This window comes from Paenibacillus sp. NPDC058177 (assembly GCF_042883835.1).
GTDB classification, from domain to species: domain Bacteria; phylum Bacillota; class Bacilli; order Paenibacillales; family Paenibacillaceae; genus Paenibacillus_AQ; species Paenibacillus_AQ agri.
Map to the genome: position 1 here is coordinate 1 of NZ_JBHVVB010000015.1, position 20,778 is coordinate 20,778.

22 protein-coding genes and 1 other annotated feature are annotated in these 20,778 nt (G+C 49.3%); of the genes, 1 reads left to right on the forward strand and 21 read right to left on the reverse strand.

Annotation, left to right across the window (positions count from 1 at the left end):
- The coding region (locus ACFVU8_RS29710) for a hypothetical protein (RefSeq protein ID WP_387432142.1) at nt 1-278 on the forward strand (278 nt) is incomplete at its 5' end.
- A 91-nt stretch (nt 279-369) separates the two neighbouring features.
- Here ACFVU8_RS29710 and ACFVU8_RS29715 read toward each other — a convergent pair.
- The 21 genes from ACFVU8_RS29715 to mreC form a co-directional block, all read right to left on the reverse strand.
- Nucleotides 370-2,382 (reverse strand): LysM peptidoglycan-binding domain-containing protein, encoded by a 2,013-nt coding sequence (locus tag ACFVU8_RS29715; protein WP_387432145.1) that lies wholly within the window; start codon nt 2,380-2,382, stop codon nt 370-372.
- A gap of 357 nt (nt 2,383-2,739) precedes the next feature.
- Nucleotides 2,740-3,621, reverse strand: coding sequence for a branched-chain-amino-acid transaminase (gene ilvE / locus ACFVU8_RS29720; protein ID WP_387432148.1), 882 nt, complete (start codon nt 3,619-3,621; stop codon nt 2,740-2,742).
- A 3-nt stretch (nt 3,622-3,624) separates the two neighbouring features.
- A complete protein-coding gene (gene pheA, locus ACFVU8_RS29725) occupies nt 3,625-4,512 on the reverse strand; it encodes a prephenate dehydratase (RefSeq protein ID WP_175369789.1) in 888 nt (295 codons plus the stop codon).
- Nucleotides 4,509-5,489 carry a homoserine kinase gene (thrB, locus tag ACFVU8_RS29730; protein ID WP_387432151.1) on the reverse strand — a complete coding sequence of 327 codons (981 nt, stop codon included), beginning with the start codon at nt 5,487-5,489 and terminating at the stop codon, nt 4,509-4,511. Before thrB ends, pheA begins: the two co-directional genes overlap by 4 nt.
- Nucleotides 5,490-5,537: 48 nt before the next feature.
- Entirely contained in the window at nt 5,538-6,824 is a 1,287-nt protein-coding gene (locus ACFVU8_RS29735; RefSeq protein ID WP_175369791.1) for a homoserine dehydrogenase, read from the reverse strand.
- A 57-nt stretch (nt 6,825-6,881) separates the two neighbouring features.
- Complete coding sequence (locus ACFVU8_RS29740) at nt 6,882-7,319, reverse strand: ACT domain-containing protein (protein WP_066376981.1); 438 nt, start codon at nt 7,317-7,319, stop codon at nt 6,882-6,884.
- A gap of 174 nt (nt 7,320-7,493) precedes the next feature.
- Complete coding sequence (locus ACFVU8_RS29745; RefSeq protein WP_387432154.1) at nt 7,494-8,264, reverse strand: hypothetical protein; 771 nt, start codon at nt 8,262-8,264, stop codon at nt 7,494-7,496.
- A 14-nt stretch (nt 8,265-8,278) separates the two neighbouring features.
- Nucleotides 8,279-9,025 (reverse strand): hypothetical protein, encoded by a 747-nt coding sequence (locus ACFVU8_RS29750; RefSeq protein WP_387432156.1) that lies wholly within the window; start codon nt 9,023-9,025, stop codon nt 8,279-8,281.
- Between the two features lie 12 nt (nt 9,026-9,037).
- Nucleotides 9,038-10,210 (reverse strand): SPFH domain-containing protein, encoded by a 1,173-nt coding sequence (locus ACFVU8_RS29755; protein WP_379469930.1) that lies wholly within the window; start codon nt 10,208-10,210, stop codon nt 9,038-9,040.
- A gap of 334 nt (nt 10,211-10,544) precedes the next feature.
- Entirely contained in the window at nt 10,545-11,855 is a 1,311-nt protein-coding gene (gene obgE / locus ACFVU8_RS29760) for a GTPase ObgE (protein ID WP_379469932.1), read from the reverse strand.
- A 15-nt stretch (nt 11,856-11,870) separates the two neighbouring features.
- A complete protein-coding gene (locus tag ACFVU8_RS29765; RefSeq protein ID WP_175369796.1) occupies nt 11,871-12,611 on the reverse strand; it encodes a Spo0B domain-containing protein in 741 nt (246 codons plus the stop codon).
- 214 nt (nt 12,612-12,825) lie between these two features.
- On the reverse strand, nt 12,826-13,137 hold the full coding sequence (rpmA, locus tag ACFVU8_RS29770; RefSeq protein WP_020429282.1) for a 50S ribosomal protein L27: 312 nt from the start codon (nt 13,135-13,137) through the stop codon (nt 12,826-12,828).
- 18 nt (nt 13,138-13,155) lie between these two features.
- A complete protein-coding gene (locus tag ACFVU8_RS29775; protein WP_387432158.1) occupies nt 13,156-13,491 on the reverse strand; it encodes a ribosomal-processing cysteine protease Prp in 336 nt (111 codons plus the stop codon).
- Nucleotides 13,492-13,503: 12 nt separating this feature from the next.
- Nucleotides 13,504-13,815 (reverse strand): 50S ribosomal protein L21, encoded by a 312-nt coding sequence (rplU, locus tag ACFVU8_RS29780; protein WP_150269346.1) that lies wholly within the window; start codon nt 13,813-13,815, stop codon nt 13,504-13,506.
- 14 nt (nt 13,816-13,829) lie between these two features.
- Nucleotides 13,830-13,917: a sequence feature (ribosomal protein L21 leader region), on the reverse strand.
- A 727-nt stretch (nt 13,918-14,644) separates the two neighbouring features.
- Nucleotides 14,645-15,886: an Rne/Rng family ribonuclease gene (locus ACFVU8_RS29785; protein ID WP_379469936.1), complete on the reverse strand. Its 1,242-nt coding sequence runs from the start codon at nt 15,884-15,886 to the stop codon at nt 14,645-14,647.
- A gap of 62 nt (nt 15,887-15,948) precedes the next feature.
- Nucleotides 15,949-16,791, reverse strand: coding sequence for a M50 family metallopeptidase (locus ACFVU8_RS29790; protein ID WP_175369799.1), 843 nt, complete (start codon nt 16,789-16,791; stop codon nt 15,949-15,951).
- The gene (locus ACFVU8_RS29795) at nt 16,784-17,641 is read right to left on the reverse strand and encodes a peptidoglycan DD-metalloendopeptidase family protein (protein ID WP_387432161.1); all 858 of its coding nucleotides are present in this window, start codon (nt 17,639-17,641) and stop codon (nt 16,784-16,786) included. Before ACFVU8_RS29795 ends, ACFVU8_RS29790 begins: the two co-directional genes overlap by 8 nt.
- 168 nt (nt 17,642-17,809) lie before the next feature.
- Complete coding sequence (gene minD / locus ACFVU8_RS29800; RefSeq protein ID WP_175369801.1) at nt 17,810-18,604, reverse strand: septum site-determining protein MinD; 795 nt, start codon at nt 18,602-18,604, stop codon at nt 17,810-17,812.
- Nucleotides 18,605-18,609: 5 nt separating this feature from the next.
- Nucleotides 18,610-19,269, reverse strand: coding sequence for a septum site-determining protein MinC (gene minC / locus ACFVU8_RS29805; protein WP_175369802.1), 660 nt, complete (start codon nt 19,267-19,269; stop codon nt 18,610-18,612).
- Nucleotides 19,270-19,349: 80 nt separating this feature from the next.
- Nucleotides 19,350-19,880 carry a rod shape-determining protein MreD gene (mreD, locus tag ACFVU8_RS29810; protein ID WP_175369803.1) on the reverse strand — a complete coding sequence of 177 codons (531 nt, stop codon included), beginning with the start codon at nt 19,878-19,880 and terminating at the stop codon, nt 19,350-19,352.
- The gene (mreC, locus tag ACFVU8_RS29815) at nt 19,880-20,758 is read right to left on the reverse strand and encodes a rod shape-determining protein MreC (protein ID WP_175369804.1); all 879 of its coding nucleotides are present in this window, start codon (nt 20,756-20,758) and stop codon (nt 19,880-19,882) included. Before mreC ends, mreD begins: the two co-directional genes overlap by 1 nt.
- Nucleotides 20,759-20,778 lie beyond the last annotated feature (20 nt).

Genomic DNA, 20,778 nt, shown 5'->3' on the forward strand with positions numbered 1-20,778 from the left:
GAGAATTAAAAATTCTCATTTTTGAACTCACTTTCGTGAATTCGATACTCACTCGTTGTTCAGTTTTCAAAGATCAAGCTGTTCTCGTTGTCCGCCCAATGTCTCAGCAGCAACTTTTATACTATATCATGTCCGGCGTTTTAATGTCAAGCTCTTTATTCAATTTCTTTTTTTCGAGCTTGGCATTGTTTGTTTCTCGGCCAGAAATAGAATATACCATGGATAAAATGAGATTGCAAGTGTTTTTATTGAAGAGTTCTCAATATTCGCTTAAATAACCTTACTAACACAAGACAAAGACGTACAGATGCTGTATCTGTCGATACAACGTCTGTACGTAATGCTTTTCACCATGTCATCGAGTTCGCCTTAGTTAGAAATCCATGGATTTCTGCGTTTTTTGGCACTGTCATTTCGGTTACTTTTACTTGATCTTTGTGATTTACCTGAGGATTTGCCTGACTTGCTTTGTCCTGAAGTTTTAGCCTTGGAAGCTACTTCCACTTTCTTACTCTCCTTCTGTTCGACAACTCTTTTGCTAGGAACTTCTGTAGTGGTTGCTGCAATGGGCTGGCTCTCTTGAATAATTACTTCAGGCTCTTGAATTTCTGGCACACGGCTATGATGAGCATAATCGCCAATCCCCGGATATTGTGGATTCGGAGGAATATTAGATAATGCAGGTCCTCCCCCTCCAAAAGCTCCCAGAGGTGCATTCGGAACTATTCCCTGATTAGGAGAAAACGGCGCTCCTGTCTCATAAGGCGAGACTACACCGGGATGATGTCCATACGTAGGAAATGAGTTATAGATTGGAGCCTCATAAGTAAACGGCTGATAAGGATGTTCTCCCCCGCATCCGCAAGGCGGCCATGGCAGATTCTGCGGGTGCACACTATATTGAGGGCTAACCGCGCCAGGAAATTGATTGTTGGGCTGTATTCCAGATACAAAACTATCATTTGGTGCAGCATTGACCGAATTATGCCATGGAGACTGATTCTCTACAGCCGGCGATACATTCGTGTGCCATGGAGACTGATTCTCTGCAACCGGAGATACATTCGTATGCCATGGGGACTGATTCTCTGCAGCCGGCGATACATTCGTGTGCCATGGGGACTGATTCTCTGCAGCCGGTGATACATTCGTGTGCCATGGAGACTGATTCTCTGCAACCGGCGAGACATTCGTGTGCCAAGGGGACTGGTTCTCTGTAGCCGGCGATACATTCGTATGCCATGGGGACTGATTCTCTGCAACCGGCGATACATTCGTGTGCCATGGGGACTGATTCTCTGCAACCGGCGAGACATTCGTGTGCCATGGGGACTGATTCTCCGTAACCGGTGAGACATTCGTGTGCCATGGGGACTGATTCTCCGTAACCGGTGAGACCCATTCCGGATAATAGTAAAATGGAGGGCAATCCGGTGCATACCATGGCTGTACATACGACGGCTGTACGTAATTATTTTGCGGGCTAAGGTTTACATTGGGAGCAGTTGTTCCATGGAATGGACTAGTTTCTGTTAATCCAGGATATCCTGCACTGTGATCGCAAGGCGACTTCTTCTCTTCAAAGACAGGTGCCACCGGTTTGTATTCCGATTTAGGAGGTTCATGATGTGAAATGGCTTCTTGAGCGGGAACTGAAATTTGTACAAAGAGGCTTTGAGATTCGGTATGGATTGTTTCTTTCACCGGTACAACCTCAGCAATCGGTGAAACAGCATTGGGTACAGGCTCATTGACAGGCACTGGAGCTGGATTAGGATTAATGTTGGAGGCTGGGCTAAGATTCGGATTCGGGTTGGGGTTGGGTTTAGCAATCGGTACTGGAGCGGGAGTTGGTGCTGGCGCTGGAACAGGAGCTGGGACGGATTCGGCAAGTGGCGCAACGGGTGGCGCAGGCTGTTCTTTAGGCCCGGTGTATGTTTTCCCTCCAACTTGTGTTTTTTCAGACACGGCATTGGCCGCTGGTACTGGCGTAACGTTCTCGTTTTGGATTGGAGCTATGTTCCCATTAGGCAGTGGTGACACTGTTTCTTTCTTGGGGATGTTGACCACTTCTCCAATCAGCAGGGCGTTAGGATTCTTCAACTGGGGATTGGCATCTACCACATCCTTTAGAGGAACCCCCCATGCCTTGGACAATTTCCACAAGGTATCCCCTTGTTTTACCGTGTGCTTGTAGTAGAGATCGCTATTACCGGGTACAGGCGAAGGACCTGAAGAGGGAATCTTCACTTTCTCACCGACCGACAGCACATCGGGATTACTGAGTTGCGGATTGGCCTCGATTATTTTTTCCAGCGGCACTCCGTACTTTTGCGACAATGCATACAGCGTATCGCCTTGTTTGACAATGTGTATTTTCACGCAGCATTAACCTCCCTGAAAATTTTTGGAGTATTGCCTGCTTGCATAGTTATATGCGGTACAGCCGCCTCCTTCGTTACTACATCTTATGCAGCCCATGGGCGATTGACATCCCTGATACAAAAAAAATCCTTTCATGCTACATGAAAGAATTTCTGGGTTTGTACAGAAACTTCTTTCATGATGCACATGAAAGGATTTCTGGGTTTGTACACAAACTTCTTTCATGGCGTACATGAAAGGATTTCTGGTTTTGTACAGAAATTTCTTTCATGGTGCACATGAAAGGATCTCTGAGTTTATACAAAAGCTCCTATCATGATATACATGACAGGAGCTTTTTAATTAGATGTATTGTTATTCCCAAACCTTATAGCCGTCTTTATCAACGACGTTGCGGAATTCTTCAAGCAGCTTCAGTGTGATCGGACCCGCTTGACCTGCGCCGATGATGCGACCGTCAATCTCACGTGCCGCGATAACTTCAGCAGCTGTACCTGTGAAGAACACCTCGTCTGCGATATAGACATCGTGCATGGTGAATGGCTCTTCCTTCAACTTGATGCCAAGCTTCTCACACAGCTCAATGATCGCAAGACGCGTGATGCCTTCAAGGGCACCGAGATAGCAAGGAGGCGTGTAAACCACACCATTTTTGATGATGAAAATGTTGTCGCCTGAACCTTCGGTTACGTAACCTTGAGCGTTCATCATGATCGCCTCGTCGGCTTCGGCCAGGTTAGACTGCAGCTTCACCAGAATGTTGTTCAGGTAGTTGAGCGATTTAATCTTCGGATTAAGCGCATCCGGGAGATTACGACGCTGGGATACCGAAACGGCACGAAGTCCATTCAAGTAAGCCTGCTCTGAATAAATCGCCAGTTGCTCTACAATAATGATTACACTTGCTTTCGGACAACGACGCGGGTCGAGACCCAGATTACCTACACCGCGGGAAACAATCAGACGGATGTAGCCATCACGCATATCGTTGCGGCGAATGGTTTCCGCCATAGCTTCCTGCATCTCATCAAGGGTCAATGGTATTTCCAGCATGATCGACTTTGCCGAATCATACAGCCTGTCCAAATGTTCTTTAGACTTGAATATATTTCCGTTGTAAATACGGATACCTTCAAAAATACCGTCACCATACAAAAACCCGTGATCAAAAACGGATACCTTTGCATCTTCCTTTGTTACATATTGTCCATCTAAATAGATTACTTGCTCTGCCATTACTTACTGCACCTCCGCTTTCTCTTCCTCATAGGTGTATGTGGGGTATGAACCCAGAATTCGAACCTGGCAACCGAGGGCCTTGATTTCCTCAATAGCCGCAGGCAGCAGGACGGATTCTATCGGTTCGAGCACATCAATGTAAAAATAATAAGTACCCAGCTTCTTCTTCGTCGGCCTGGATTCAATACGTGACAGGTTTAATCTCCGCCAGGCAAAGGCAGCAAGCACCTGATGCAGGGCACCCGGAAAATCCTCCGGAAGCGTGACAAGCACACTGGTCTTATTACCGCTGCTCTCGCGGGGAAGTGACACTTTCTCAGGGCCAACCAGAACGAAACGTGTGTAATTGTTATCGTGATCCGTAATTTTACGGTCGATAATTTCCAGCCCATGCTTGGCAGCACCAAGCGCTGTACCAATGGCTGCCCAGCCTTTGCCGGGATTGTTCTTGACGATCTCTACAGCTTCAGAAGTGCTACCTGTCGGCTCAAGCTCTGCCAAAGGCGCATGCTTGCGAATGTACTGGCCGCACTGCGCGGTCGCTACAGGATGGGAAAGGATCTTCACCAGTCTGGAGTAATCCTTGTTACCACTTGCATCTGTGAATTCACCAGGATTAGCAATCAGATTTTGAATCGAAGGAAAAATCCATTCTGCCTGCATCGGCAAATCAACCTCATTGATCAACCAGTCGATATGCAGACTCACAGAGCCTTCAATCGTATTCTCAATCGGAATTACGCTATAATCCGTGATGCCATTCACCGTAGAAAGAAACACGTCGGAAATTAACTTATGATGCACAATGTTTACCGGCTCACCGCCGAACAAATACAGCAGCGCTTCATGGGATACCGAGCCCTGCGGCAGTACCGCTATTGATTTCATGACCGTACTTCTCCTTTTATCATATCCAAAAATGACTCACTTTGCATCCCGGTCCTCGGGAGCACCTCCGCCGTTACACCTTCAGCACAGGCAGGCAGCCAGCAAGTGCGCGCAGGAATGCCGTGCTCCTGCATCGTTTCCTTCAGGAAAGCCTCTAGTTCAGCCTTTCGGCTCTCCCGGCTGTCCACAAATGCGAGCAGCGTTGGACCGGCACCACTGAGCGCAATACCCAGCGCTCCATGCTGCGGCGCTTCGGCAAGCAGCCTTTCCATACCTGGCACCAGCGGCGCCCGGTACGGCTGATGCAGCCGATCCTGCATCGCTTTGCCGATCATATCCAGTCTGCCGGAAGCCAGCGCCGCCGTCAACAAGGACGTGCGGCTGATGTTATAGACAGCGTCGCGGACCGTCACTTCGGCTGGCAGAACGCCGCGGGCTTTGGTGGTTGCAAGCTCGAACTCGGGAATGATGACGAGCACTTCCAGGTTCTCCGGAGAATCAAGCCGGATATAATCAGCCTCGACTCCGTCCCAGACGGCGGTGATAATACCTCCGAACAGGGAAGCGCCGACGTTATCCGGATGCTTTTCCAGCGCGGTGGCCATATTGAAGAGCTTTGCGTTATCCAGAGGCGAACCAATCATAGCATTGGCTGCCGCCAGCGCGCCGACAATGGCAGATGCGCTGCTCCCCAGACCCCGAGCCAACGGAATTTCCGAGTACATGGAGATGGATAGCTCAGGCACCGAGACACCCGCTTCTGCAAAGACCATCTGGGCCACTTGATACAACAGGTTGCTCTTATCCTGGGGCACCCCCTTCATCTCGTCGCCGTAAAGATGAAATATGGTCTCCGGTGCTTCCTCCATCTCAATCCAGGCATAAAGGGACAGGGCCATGCCCAATGTATCAAAGCCCGGACCGAGATTAGCGGTGCTGGCCGGGACTTTAACCCGTGACCTTCCGTAATTACTCATAGCAGGTGTGATCTCCTTATCTTTTTTTGCAGAATGGATTCTAGATGGTTAACCCTCTACACGATAATGACTCTTAACGCGGCGGATTACACTTAATTCTTCAAGATGACGAAGGACCTTATCCATACTTGCCTTGCTGGCATCATGGGTTACGATAATAATCTCCGCATTGGGATTGTTAGGATTGGCCTGCTGTACGACCGAATCCAGGCTGACATCATACTCCGCGAAGACCTGTGTAATCTTGGCCAGCACCCCTGCCTTGTCGTCGACATGCAGCAGCAGGAAGTTTTTATAGAAGATATCTTCACTGTCCTTCAGCTTCTTCTGCTTGTAAGGTACAATTTGCTTAAGTCCGTTTACGCCAAGTCTCAGGTTCTTGATCACCGCTACCAGATCGGCTACGACTGAAGTTGCCGTAGGCATTGCGCCGGCGCCCGCACCGTAGAACATCGTCTCCCCGACAGCTTCACCATACACATATACTGCGTTAAATACGCCGCCAACGGAGGCCAGCGGATGTCCGGAACGAATCATCGTCGGCTGGACACTGATGCTGAAAGCATCGTTGTCACATTCCGCGATACCAAGGAGCTTCATTTCATAGCCGAGACGCTTGGCAAAAACAATATCCTCCTTGCTCACGCTGGAGATTCCCTTCACACTAACGTCGCTGAGTTCAGCATTGGTGCGGAAGCCTAGCGTACCGAGAATAGCCATTTTCCGCGCGGCATCCAGCCCTTCCACGTCCGAGGTTGGATCAGACTCTGCATAACCAAGCTCCTGAGCTTCCTTCAGCACATCATCATAGGAGGCGCCTTCCTGACTCATTTTTGAGAGAATATAGTTGGTTGTACCGTTCACAATCCCCATAATCTTCATGATCTTGTCGGAAGAGAACCCTTCAATCAGGGTACGGATAATCGGAATGCCTCCAGCCACACTAGCTTCATAGAATACATCGCACTGCTTTTCCTGTGCCTTAGCCAGGATCTCCGCTCCGTGCAGCGCCATCAAATCTTTGTTGGCGGTCACGATGTGCTTGCCGCGCTCCAGTGCTTCAAGAAGATATTCTTTGGTTCCGGCAATGCCGCCCATCACCTCTACGATGACATCAATCTCGGGATCACGGATAACCTCCCACGGGTCTGTAGTGATTTTGGCGGGATCTATCTCCACATCACGGGGTTTATCGAGATCCTTCACAGCAATGCGTTCAATCAGAATGGGAGACCCGACCTGACTACTGAGGTCCTCCTGATTTCCATCCACGATACGGACAACGCCTGTACCGACTGTTCCCAGACCCAGCAAACCAACTTTAACCGGCTTCATCAATATCCTCCTTATAAGTATACGAAGCAATCGCTCCGAAAAAAATACCTGTAGTGTTTAGCCTTGCCCCACAATCAATGCCCGCTTCACACCTGAAATGTTCTTCAGACTGTCCAGCATTTCCCCCAGCTCTTGGTTCAAATGGGAGATTTCCACGGAAATAACCACGTTCGCCCGGCCCTGCAGCGGAATACTCTGGTGAATGGTCAGCACATTCGCTCCATGTCCCGCCACACAGCCCAGCACCTTGGATAGCATGCCGGATTCGTGTTCCAAATCCATGGAGATCGTGACAATACGCTCACGCTCCAACTGGTGAATTAAGTGAATGCCATCCTTGTATTTATAAAAAGCGCTCCGGCTTAAGCCCACCTGTTCCACACCCTCGTGTACAGTCTTGGCATCACCGGCTTCAAGCAGCTGTTTAACCTGCATCGTCTTGAGCACCGCATCGGGTAATATGTCCTCACGGACCAAATAATAGCGTTCTTTCACGAACGTCCTCTCCTCAAAGACTTTTGTGTTTTAATAGTGGACATTATAATAGATTTTTGCCTGAAAAAGCAATAGTTTTTCGTCCAACTTTGAAATGGGGCCTCTGCTACACCCGAAAATAAAACAAAGCCCCCGACAAAATCGGAGGCTTCGCACATACCGCAGCTTGCGTTATCAGCTATATGTCAGAGTTGTTCCACAATAGTCGCAAGGCTTCGCCTGTCCTGGCTGCACGGTATTCTGTGCGCCGCAGCCCGGGCAGCGCATCGCCTTGGGCAGTTGCTGCGGACCTGGCTTTGGCTTCGGCTGGCTGGATGCGGACGTTTTCTCCGAAGAGCCGGAAGGGGCTGCTGCCTGCCCTGCTCTGGCAGTGCTAGTTGTTTCTTTTACCGCGCCTTCCGCGCCTTGCCCTTCATAAAATGTCAGCCCGTGAGGGATGAGACCTTGCTCCTGCAAATACCGCAGATCTCTGCGCACATCACTTTCACTTTGCCCGGTAAGCTGGGCCAGTGTACCGATGTACCGCACCCCCTCGTCCAGAGACATCACTATGTACGAATGACAGAGCTGTGAAAACTTGAGTTTGGCCTTGGATGCAGCATTACCTAGAAAGTAAGCGGGCATAAGGAAGAGGATCGCGATGAAGACAATAAAGAAAATTCCCATATTTAAATCATCTAAACCACCCGACAGTATCATAATCAAGGAAAGATCAACAAAGCCCCCAATCAGCGCATGACACAACAAATTATAGTTGCTGGCTTTCCGCTGATTCTTGTAATGTGTCAGCAGCATTCGAAGTATAGCAGCAACAAGACCTACGGGCATCAGAACATATGATAATGCAATAATAAAACTGTCGATCCCCGTCCGGTTATAGCTCAGCAGATAGAACTCTCTTCCGCTTCCCGATGCGGGGGGATCTTGAATATTTACTCTAGCCATCTAGCGTATTCCCCCTAATTAAGCGCCGCTAACTCACGGTTGCGGCGCTGAAGTGTAGCCTCAATGTCGCCAATGATGCCTTGCAGCTGCGCTTCCCAGCCTTTACCCGGCTCACTCGAGGATAGCAGAAGCTCCACCTGATCTCGCAGCAAAGCGATTTGCTGGCTCAGCATATCCTCTGTTGCGAACAAAGATGGACTGGAAACCGGATCACTGTATGTAAATGCCTCTTCTACTCCGCCAATCCGTTTCACGAGCGTCTCTGCTTCGGCATGTCTCCAGCTCCGGGCAGCCCGCTTGATCTCGGCTAGTTCCTTCCGCTGCCGGAACAGACTGCGTGTCGCCTGCTGCTCCTTGTGCTCCTGCGCTCCAGCATTCCAGCCGTAGAGCCCAATAAGAGCAAGACAGCCACCAGCGGCAGCGAGAATCAGCAGCTGCACAGCTGCGTACCAGAAGGAAGGCAGCCCCAGCAGCCTATCGAAAAAGACAGCCGAGATCACGACGGCCACCGCATAGGCGGCAATAATGAACGCGCCGCTAAGCAGGATCGGCGGTGTCCCGCTGACGCTACCTGCTCTTTTCAGCCAAAAGAGGGTATAACCAAAAATTACACTTTCAGCAATCAGCACAGCAATCAACGTAATAACGAACCGTGGCAAATTCTCGGAGAAACCGAGCATAGTAAGGAGCAGCACAGTAGCCGCGACCACCGCAGCATAAATTACAGTGATGATGCCTGTATAAGGCTTTTTCCGGTTCATGACATCCTCCTCTTATCCAGCCTTCGTGCCGCACTCCGCACAGAATTTCTGTCCGGGCTTCAGCTCAAGACCGCAGCCGCTGCATTTGAGAATTTGACTTTCTCCGCATTGCGGACAGAACTTAGATCCAGGAGGCAGTTCGTGTCCGCACTTACGACAGCCCAGCTTGCTTGAGGCTGCATCTGTGGGCGGAATGGACAAGTTCTGTCCGCAACTACTGCAGAATGAGGATCCGGCTGTATTAATATTGCCGCATTTTGAGCAAGACTTAGTTCCATTCCCGGAGTGCACACCTGCGTCAAATCCAATTCCCCGAGTCATCTGATTCACCATCTCAGCAGCCGGACCGGCAAAGCCTATTCCCATGCCAAGCCCCATTCCAGCGTTCATCATCCCCGTTCCAATGTTGCCCCCCGGGTTGCCGGCAGCCTCTTCCAGCGAATTAAAGCTGCGTTCCTGCTGATACGTGTAGCCGATAATGTCCATCTCTGCTTTCTTGGCCAGTGCTTCCTTCAGCCGCGCAGTCGCGGGATCATCGTCCGGAATATTAATGGAATCAATATAGAAATTATTCAGCTCAATGCCAGTGTCCATAAAGGTCGGCGCCAGACGTTCCTGGATGTGTTTGGATATTTCGGCCACATAGGCGTTAATCTCCAGAATACTGATTTTTTTATGCACCAGGTAGGAAGAGACCAGTTCATTGATATTGGCCATCAAGATTCCCCGGAAATAGGTAAGGAGTTTATCCTGATCGAAATGTGGCAGTGTACCTACCACCTTGAGCAGAAACTTGCGCGGATCTGCAATCTTCACCCCAAATTGCCCGAAAGAACGAACGGAGACAATGATCTTATATTTAGGGTCTTGAAGCTGGAGCGGCGAGCTCGTTCCCCATTTGACATTCATCGCGTTCATCTTGTTTATGAACCATACCTCAGCTGTAAAAGGTGATTTGCCCCCAAACGGCAGGTTCACAAGATTGGACAGTACCGGAATATTCGCTGTGCTAAGCGTATGTCTACCTGCTGTAAAAGAATCCAAAGCCTGGCCGCCCTTGAACAGGATAGCCTCTTGCGACTCATTAACGATAAGCTGTGTCCATGTGCCGAGCTCCTGATTGGGATATTTCCAGGCAAAGACACCCGGAGGGCCATCATATTTCACCACTGCAATTATTGCCATCTGCGTATCCCTCTTTCATATTCATGGATATGTAGGTATATATCGGCCGTTCCGTAATACCTCTGAATAAGACTTCCAATCAATTGGAAATAAGTGCTTTTCCGTTCTTTATTGTATACGATAAATTCATGGTTTTGGTGGCTTTTTGTGAAAATAAATTGAGCATCATATAGAAATGGCTTTGCCCCCCTCTAAGAGACGTCATCCGCTTCAGCGAGAATAATAAGGATGATTTTTAAGCGTAAAACATGTACAGCCTTATATTTAAAAAAGCGCCTACTCCATCTGCCTCATACAAGGCCAGACAAAGTAGACGCTCAGACAGCCCTACTGCTTAGTAGTAGCTGCTATTCTCCACAAACTCAAACTCAAAATCGGCAATTCGGACAATCGTCCCTTCCACAGCGCCACGTCTGCGCAATTCCGCATCCACGCCCATATGACGCAGGGTACGGGCCAGCTTCAGAATGGCATCATGCGTATTCAGCTGCATCCGCTTGAGCATCCGCTCAATACGTGGGCTGGTGACGACATAAGTATCGTTATCACGGGTAATCGTGAAGGTATTGTCGTTCTCAGCTTCCAGCTTGTATACTTTGCGTTCGCTAGCCTCAGCAACCTCTTCCACCACCGGAGCAACCGGAATGCTGTCAAGAATGTCGGTAGCCCGGTACAGCAGCTCTTGCACACCCTCGCGAGTCAGTGAGGAAATCGGCATAATCTCAATATCCGGGCGCACTTGCGCCACTTGCTCACGGAAGGAAGCCAGATGTTCAGCAGATTCAGGCATATCCATCTTGTTGGCTGCAACAATCTGCGGACGTTCCGCAAGATTGGCATTGTATTGTCTGAGCTCATCATTGATCTTCACCCAGTCCTCGAATGGATCGCGCCCCTCTGAACCGGACATGTCCACGACATGAATGATAATCCGTGTACGCTCTACATGGCGCAGGAATTCATGGCCAAGGCCAATCCCTTCATGTGCCCCTTCAATCAGTCCAGGCAGATCCGCCATAACGAAACTGCGTCCGTCACCGACATCCACCACACCAAGATTCGGAGTAATCGTTGTAAAATGGTACGCGCCGATCTTCGGCTTGGCGGCAGATACCACTGACAGCAACGTGGATTTCCCTACACTAGGGAATCCGACAAGCCCTACATCAGCCATGACTTTCAGTTCCATGACGATATAGCGCTCCTGACCTTCCTCGCCATTCTCGGCGAGTTCAGGTGCCGTATTGGCCGCTGTTGCAAAACGAGTGTTGCCTCGGCCACCCCGTCCGCCTTTTGCCACAACCACTTGCTGACCATGACGAGTCATATCGGCGATCACTTCGTTAGTATCATCATCGATCAGGATCGTTCCCGGGGGGATACGCACGATCATATGTTCAGCATTGGCACCATGCTGGCTCTTATTGCGTCCCTTAACTCCACGGTCAGCTTTAAAGTGACGCTGGTACCGGAAATCCATCAGTGTACGCAAGCCTTCGTCCACACGGAAGATAACGTCGCCGCCTCGGCCGCCGTCACCACCAGCTGGACCACCTTCCGGCACATATTTCTCGCGTCGGAAAGCCACGAGACCGTCACCACCGTCGCCGCCTTTTACATAAATCTTAGCTTTATCTACGAACATTCACGTTCACCTTCCTCACATCTCAAACGGCAGACGCAGCTCTACATAAGCCTCGCCGGGCTTGAACTGTTCTGCTCTCATAATTTTGCCTTGTACTATATTATCAATTTGCACCCTGAGCAGTTCGGGATTGCCATGCCCTCCCTCACTTTCAAAGGAGATAAGAATGTCTCCGCCATCCTGTCTAAAGCCTAGCTCGAGTCTCCTGGAGTCCCCTTGTGCGGCAAGCCCACTGTATTGGTAAGCCCTTACGGTCTGCATTACAATCGAAGTTAGTTCTTCCCCCGTCTCCGGTGTCAACTTGTCCACTAGCTCCAAGCCTTCCTCCACCTGGATCACAAGATCCAAGCTACTTCTGTACGTTCGGAATGACTGCAGATAAAAGACCAGCGAAGGAATACCCAACTTGGCGATCCGGCTATCGAGCGCAATGCCTTCTTTTATTCTTTCCACACATTGCACTGATTTATCAGGCTTGCCGAGTTGAATATATCCATAAAGAACTTGCAATTCATTCATCCAGTCATGACGATGATGGCCTAGTGTGCGGATTGCAGCCTCTTGCATTCTCTGCTCCTGTAAATGCAGCTCCCTCTCATAATGGCGCCGGGTCCGGCTCCACGTGAAAGCAAGTACAGCCGCTACCCAGAAACCGAGCAGCAAGCATGTGAAAAGGGACGTCCGCCAATACACGAGACCTAAAGGAAGTGCTGCGGAACTCATGACTGCCCAGATTACACGTTTCCAGGATTTCATTCTTATTCCCCGTCCCTCAGTTCGCAAAATTCATGACCTCGTTAGAAAATCTGCACATCTTTTTACCATTTTCCAGTATAACACAGCCATTCCCGGAAGTTCATTAGCTTCCCACTTAAAATTCACGAAACACAAGAAAACTTCAAATCTAATTTATCAAAAAAACCTCCGGCACTCATGCCGGAGGCTTCACTGTCTTTATGGTTCTGTAAGCTTACGCTTCCAGTGCCGCTGCTACCGGAGCGACATCAACCGGGTACACGCTCACTTTTTTGCGATCGCGGCCCCAACGTTCGAACTTCACTACGCCGTCCACCAAAGCGAACAAAGTATCATCTTTACCGATACCTACGTTCGTACCTGGGTGAATTTTAGTTCCGCGTTGACGAACCAGAATGTTACCGCCGGTAACTGCTTGACCGTCAGCACGTTTCACGCCAAGACGTTTAGAGTGGGAATCACGTCCGTTCTTTGTGGAACCTACACCCTTTTTCGATGCGAATAATTGAAGATCCAATTTCAACATGTTGGTCAACCTCCTTCTTTAAATAATGTCCTGCTGTATCGTTATATACTTCCCGTATGATTCTGCGATATCAGTCAGCATTAAGACCATGGATTCCAGCAGCAATTGTACTTTGGCAGAAATAACAGGATCTTCAATGGAACCCAGGGTCCCGCTCAAGAATCCGTTCTTCATGGACGAATCCATAATCACTCCTGTCAAAGATTCAATCGAATTGACAGTGCCAACCGTTACAGTCGATACACCGGCACAGACGATATCCTCGCCGCGTTTCGCAAAGCCCGCATGCCCTTTAACCTCAAACGCAACAATAGTTCCGAGTTCCAAAGATCTGGTAATCTGCACGTTAATCATAAACGCACCTTCTTACGCTTGGATCTTCTCAATCGTTACTTTCGTGTACGGTTGACGATGACCTTGTTTCTTGTGGTAGTTCTTCTTAGGTTTGTATTTGTAAACTACAACCTTTTGGCCTTTGCCGTGTTTCTCAACCTTAGCTGTTACAGTAGCGCCGCTCACGAGCGGAGTTCCTGCAGTCAAACCGCCTTCAGTGGAAACAGCCAATACACGGTCAAACGTTACGCTTGCACCGTCTTCAGCGTTCAGCTTCTCAATGAACAATACGTCGCCCTCTTGGACTTTGTATTGCTTACCGCCAGTTTCGATAATTGCATACATTGTAATTGCACCTCCTCATGTCTCAGACTCGCCTAGTCTAGGTGGCGAATTCCCTTAAGGAAACCGCACTTTCATACCCGATCGGAGCGGTTACAGCATGTGCAGGGCCAGATAACCAAACACATACTTGAAGATATTATCATAGATATTGCCTACAGTCAATGCTGCAACATGAATTGAATATAGTCAGCGTAATTTTCTGCTACTAATCCTAATTTCTTCGCTATTCATCCTGATTTTCTCTTATATTAATACCATTTTGCGCCATTAATCCTAATTATCTGCTACTAATCTTGATTTCCTGCTATTAATCCCAATCTCCTGCTATATAGAAGACGTTACGAACAAAACTGAAGGAGAGACCAAACCTCCCGAATGGCTCCGAAGTGTAAATAACGGCATTTTTGTACCTTAAATGTGGTGCAATGGCTGGTCGGCCTAGATTAAGGGCAATTTTGTATCTTAAATATTCCAAATGAAGGTTTTTCAGCAGATTGGCATGAAATAAGATACAATAATGCTCTTATTTGGCTATTTACCCTGAAAAGAAGAAATATAAGGTACAAAAATGCCGTTAATTGGGATGCAGCAGAAATGAATGCTATGTGAGACACCACCCTGAGGTGATATGCCTACAGTGTCATTGACTGTTTTATGGAATTCATGACATGCAGCCGCAAGACCCAGTTTCACCGGAAAGACGCTGGATTTTATAATTTGAATATTAAATTCAAATTATAAAACGGTGCAGCATATAGACTTACACATATAAACTAAGGCTACAGCTTATACACCTGCAGCATTTAAACCTATCCCTACAGCCAAATCCCTACTCGTGCCAGTTGCCAGACTTTCCGGTGCCTCCGCAGCATGGGCAGATGGCTGGCGCAAATCCGGTGGAATCGTGTCTTGCTTTTTTACGAGTCATCTCCAGTAGTCCAAGCCTTGTCCAGCCCAGAATATGCGTCTTCGTCCGATCTTTGCTGATCACGCGTTCCAAGCAGTCCGTCACCATTCTGCGGTGTTCCTCCTGCTCCATATCAATAAAATCAATAATGATGATTCCACCAGTATCCCGCAGACGGATCAGACGTCCGATTTCCTCTGCTGCAAGCAGGTTCGTGCGCGTCACTGTCTCCTCCAACGATGCCCCGCCCGTATACTGAGCCGTATTGACATCAATAACGGTGAGCGCCTCGGCCTCATCCCAGATGAGCGTGGCCCCGCCTTCCAGCATGATTTTCCGTGCAAATCCCCTATGCAACTGCTCCTGCACACCATAAGCCGTCAAAATCGACTCCTTGCCACTATACAATCCTACAGGCTTGTACCCTCCGGGTGCCATATCGTCAAGGAAGACCTCCGCCTCTTTAGCCGCCTTGGCGGAATCCAGCACCAACTCATCGCGCTCCGGGTTGAACGCGTCCCTAATAAATCGCTGCACAATACTGAGGTCAGCGTGAAGCAGTGCCGGCACTTCCGATGAAAGCGCACGCCGCGAGATGTGATCCCACTGCGCACGCAAAAAAGCAAGATCTCCTCCTACGGCTTCCTGGGGCTGATCTTCGGAAACGGTCCGCATGATGATGCCCTCTTCTGCCCTGCGCAGACGTTCACCGATGCCCTTTAGCCGGTTCCGCTCCGACTCCCGATTGATCTTCTTCGATACGCCGACATATTCGGCGAAAGGCATAAAAACAATCCAGCGGCCCGGCAGCGTATAATGTGTGGTCACACGGGCACCCTTGCCGCCCCGGGGTTCTTTTCTAACCTGAACAACAATGTCCTGCCCAGGCTGAAGCAGCGTTTCGATAGAGGGCTTCACCGCAGGTTGCTTCTCCAAATGGGGATGCAAAACATCGTCAACATATAAAAATGCATTCTTCTTCTGTCCGATATCAACAAAAGCAGCCTGCATACCTGGTAGTACATTAATGACTCTGGCCTTGTAAAAGCTTCCGACCAGCCCTTGCTGCTGATCGCGTTCCGCCGCATACTCCACCAGCTTCCCGTTCTCCAGAAGGGCCATCCGGGTCATATGCTGCGTAGAGTGAACGATCATCTGTTTCATGGCTTCACCTCTGGTTCAATCAATCTTTCATATTCACTATCAAATCCGGCTAAGCTTATATTCTACATTCCAAAGTAGGAAGAGATCAAACGCTGTTCCGGTACTACGGCAACCACGTCGCCTTCACGGTTCAGCACATATACCAAATGGTATTGGTTACGTTTAAATAGACGCAATATAGCATCCAAAGGTTTCGCAGCCTTGGCAACAATCGGCGAGGCCACCGTTCCCGTTAGAAGATGCCGCTCGTATACCGCTTCACGATTCATTAAGAAAGCCATGAATACATAGGGCATATTGCGTTGATCAGTAACGTTGGAATAAAGCAGAAAAGCGCCAATCATGAGCACGTTCAGCCGCAAGCCTCCACCCGCTCCAAGCGGCAGCAGTGCGTAGACCACAACCAGTACACTCGCAGCTATACTTAATCGTCCGCACCATAACAAAGTGAAATAATAGGGACATATCACGCTCGTTGCTGCTCGAAGCACCTTCCCCCCGTCAAGTGGAAGAATCGGTAGTAAGTTAAAAAGTGCAATGATGGCATTAGCCTCAATAAAATAATTCAAGAACGCCTCATTCCCCAAACCCAGACTGCCAACAAGCCAAGCAAACAGCATCAAGATGCCATTCTGGAGCGGACCAGCCAGTGCAATCGCAATTTCCTTGCCGGCGGTCAGCCTTCCATGATCTTCGATGACGGCAACGCCGCCAAAGGGAAGAAGCTGGACAGATTTGACGGTTACTCCGGCAAGAAGCGCTGCACAGACATGTCCCAATTCGTGAATCAGCACGATGGTGAATAAGGTGAGCAGTTCGAGAAACTGTCCGGTCAGGACGGAAAAAAGCATGATCAGCACGAACAGCGGATGCAGCGACAATTCGATGCCTTTGATCCTAATCAAAGGTAATCACTTCGGATGGATCAATATAGGTCTTGTCCTTCATCATCGCAAAAAAGAACATCGTCTCCGGCGTCGTCCCTGGATCAACAATCCAGCCGACCGCATCACCGCTCTGCACCCAGTCGTCGGCTTTGAGCCGGGTTCCACTCAAATGACCATATTCGGCAGTGACATTCCCCGTATGCCGGAGCGTAACGCGGATACCGCCTTTCGCTTCCCGAGATACGGACAGTACACGCCCCATATCTACACTCTTCACCGTCACACTGCCACTTGAATCTTCTTCAGGCATAATTTCCACACCTTTCAGTGTGGTGGCAAAAGGCTGGACGATGCTCCCTGCCAGGGGTGCACTCCACTCATGAAGGGCTGAAACCTTCTCCGCCGATTGTTCTTTATCCCCGAAGATAGGGATGAACGCCGGCGCACCATCAAAATGCTCTTCATACCACACTCTGACCGCTGCAAAATCCATGTCATGGCTCAGCGCATCAACAATAAAGGCCTGTGTCTTATGTGCCCAGGGCTGCTGGATTGCAAAAATTCCCCATACGGCACCAAAGACAAGAATACTGGCAACTGTCCGGCGCAAAAATCCCGTGATAAAACGAGGCTTCCCGCCGTCCCCATCGTCTTCCCAGTTATTGCGGCGCTGCTTCCAGAGCAGCTCTGGATCGGGTTCTGAGTCTAAGCTGATCTCCTTCTTCGGTTCCTGGTTCCATTCCTTGAAGGTTGTATTCTGTTCAGGTAAGTCATATAACGGCGGGAGCGGCGATTCCTTGGAGGTGTCCTCCAGCAAAAGGCGGATGCGCTCCTTGCGACGGTTCTTGATATCTGATTTCAGGTCCATATCGATCCCTCCGGCGGGCTTGTTTACTTCCATTTTATGAAGCGGGGAAGTCTCTTTAGAACAAGCCTCCGACAGACCGGAGGGTGAAATGGCATAAAAATGGGGCCCCCGCGCAATTTCTAAGCGGTGGGTCCCCGTATTTCGGTAATCCTATGAAAAATGCCTAATTTAACCTAATCCGAAAAACTTCTTGAATTTCTTAAAAGTACCTGGCTTGCGGTCCAGCTGCATTAACGGCACGGCATCGCCAAGAATACGGCGAGCAATGTTGCGGTAAGCAATAGCAGCCGCGGAATCAGGATTCATAACGGTAGGTTCGCCACTGTTAGCGGCTTTGATTACCATTTCATCATCCGGGACAATCCCGATCAGATCGATGTTCAGCACCTGCAATATATCTTCAATATCCAGCATATCACCCGATTTGATCAGCCCCGGACGGATACGGTTCACCACCAGCTTCGGCGACTCCACATTGGATTGCTCCAGCAGTCCGATAATCCGGTCCGCGTCCCGTACAGCGGCATGCTCCGGCGTGGTAACTACGATAGACTTGTCCGCACCCGCAATCGCATTGCGGAAGCCGTGTTCAATACCAGCCGGGCAATCGATTAGGACATATTCATACTCCTTCTTCAGCTCCAGGATAATATCCCGTACCTGCTCGGGAGTCACGGCAGTCTTGTCTTTCGTCTGGGCGGCAGGCAGCATGTACAGCTCATCAAAGCGCTTGTCCTTGACGAGCGCCTGATTCAGACGACAGCGTCCTTCGGCAACATCCACGAGATCATAGATAATCCGATTCTCCAGCCCCATTACAACATCTAGATTACGCAGTCCGATATCCGTATCGACCAGACATACTTTTTTGCCCTGCAGCGCAAGTGCGGTACCAATATTGGCTGTTGTGGTTGTTTTGCCAACTCCGCCTTTACCCGAGGTTACGACAATCGCTTCTCCCATGGAGGCTACACCCCTTTAAACACATTTAAACCTTGACGTAATTTGACCATATTATGAATTTTGTCGATTTGCATAGCTCCGTTTGTTAAATAGGCAAATTCCATGCTGCTCTCGCGGGTCTCCCATTCGTCCGGTGGACGGCTGATGATGTCTGCGATACGAAGCTGGGTCGGTGACAGAAGCGAAGCCGCAATAATCGCTTCTTCATTGCCCTCCACACCGGCATGGGCCATTCCCCTGAGCGCTCCAAGAATATAAATGTCACCAGAACAGGTTACTGTCCCCCCGGGGTTTACATCGCCGAGAAGCAAAAGATTCCCCTGATGGTGCAACACCTGTCCGGAACGGACCATCCCGCTGACCATATACAGAGCATCGCTGTCTACAACGCTCGGATCTTCCAGCGCCTCCACGGACCGAATCAAGAGATTGCCCTGACCTCTAAGAATGTCCAGAACAGCATCTTTCTCTTCTTCGGATACGGGGCGGCTGCCCAGCTTAACATCCACATGCACTATCGGTCCAGTCAAAATATTTTGATGGCTGTGCTCCAGCTTGAAGCGAAGCTCGCTCAGAAGATCTTCAAAGGGACACTTGTCGTCTAGCAGGAATACCAGGCCATCCTTGATGCCCTTGATCCTTACATGTTTGGATTTCACTGTCATATACCTGTCCCCCTATCCTGAATCATTCGTGCCGGGCCCCTCAAGTTCCTGCTTTTCCGCGGAAGAAATTACCTACTGGATTATGCGGTTTCTTCCTTGCGCGTCTCATTCTTCAGCTTCTCAAGCTGACGACGGAGCGGAACATACAGGAGCAGGCCTATGGCAAAATGAAAGAGCATGGAAGGAAGCATATACTCAAGAATCGCCCAGCTATAGGGTTCCTGATTCAAATTAAATACGCTGTAAATTCCGAATAGAATCGTGTCTGATAACAGGCTTCCCAGCAAAACTACTGTCATCATGAGCGGCAGCGGTGCACGGGGAGTCTGGAAGATCAGACCGATCAGATAGGCCGAAACGCCCATTGCAAAGGAATGGGCGCCGAGAATCCGACCGTAAAAAACAATATCATGCAGCATACCGAAACTGAGACCAAGAATCAGTGCTGTATGACGGTGATGGTAAACCGTTACAAACAAGATCACAATAAAGACCAGATTGGGAATCACTCGCATCTGCCAAGCATTCGGGATCAGTCTCGGCAGAACAGTCCCTTCAAGTATGAATAATAGGAACAGCAGCAAAATACCGACCGATTTATTTACTCTCACTATTCAGCACGCTCCTGCGTGTAAACGACAATCAGTTCCTTCCAATCCTGAAAATCAGCAGCAGGCGTAATCACTGCGGAGGAGGTTAGGCCAAATTCGCCTACCTTGACACTGTCAACAGTTCCGATAGTCAGTCCTCGCGGATACAAGCCGCCGATGCCGGAAGACACGATCTGATCCTTAGGCTGGATCGGATCACCGGGCGGAATCTTGTTCATCGTAAGTTTATTCGTCTTCGGATCATAGCTCTCAATCATACCGAAGGTGGCGTTCTCTTTGCCAATCGCTGTAGCTGCGATCGCCGACTGAGAATTCGGATCGTTGGCGTTCATCATCGTCATCAGCTTTACTGTAGAGGTAAAGTTGCTGACCTGACTGATCACACCGACCAGACCTTCTGTAGAGATTACCGCCATATTCGGTCTAACCCCATCCTTGGAACCGATATCAATGACTAGCGTACTATTGTTAGGTTCAGTATTGATGCTCTCAACATGGGCAATACGATAGTCGTAGTTATATTTCTCTTTCTGTGACTCTGTAAATTTGAGATCTTTCATGAGGCGCTCATTCTCGGATTGAATAAAGTTATATTGCGCTTTCTCCCGAGTATACTGAGCAACGACAATCTTGAGCTGTTCGTTCTCTTCAGCCAGCTTGTGCAGGTTGGCGATATCTTCAAAGAAGCCCGCTACATATCCAGCGGGCTTGTAGAATATGCCTTGCACAAAACCGGTCGTATCCCTGACAAAGTTCTCCGGCCAGGACAAGGATTTCCTTGTCCCCAGGCTGAAGCCCATGACCACGATGAACATCACCAGGGTAATCAGCAAGATGAACAAACGCTTGTTATTAAATAACTTAAACAGTTTCAACACCCTCTAACAACCGTTTTTCT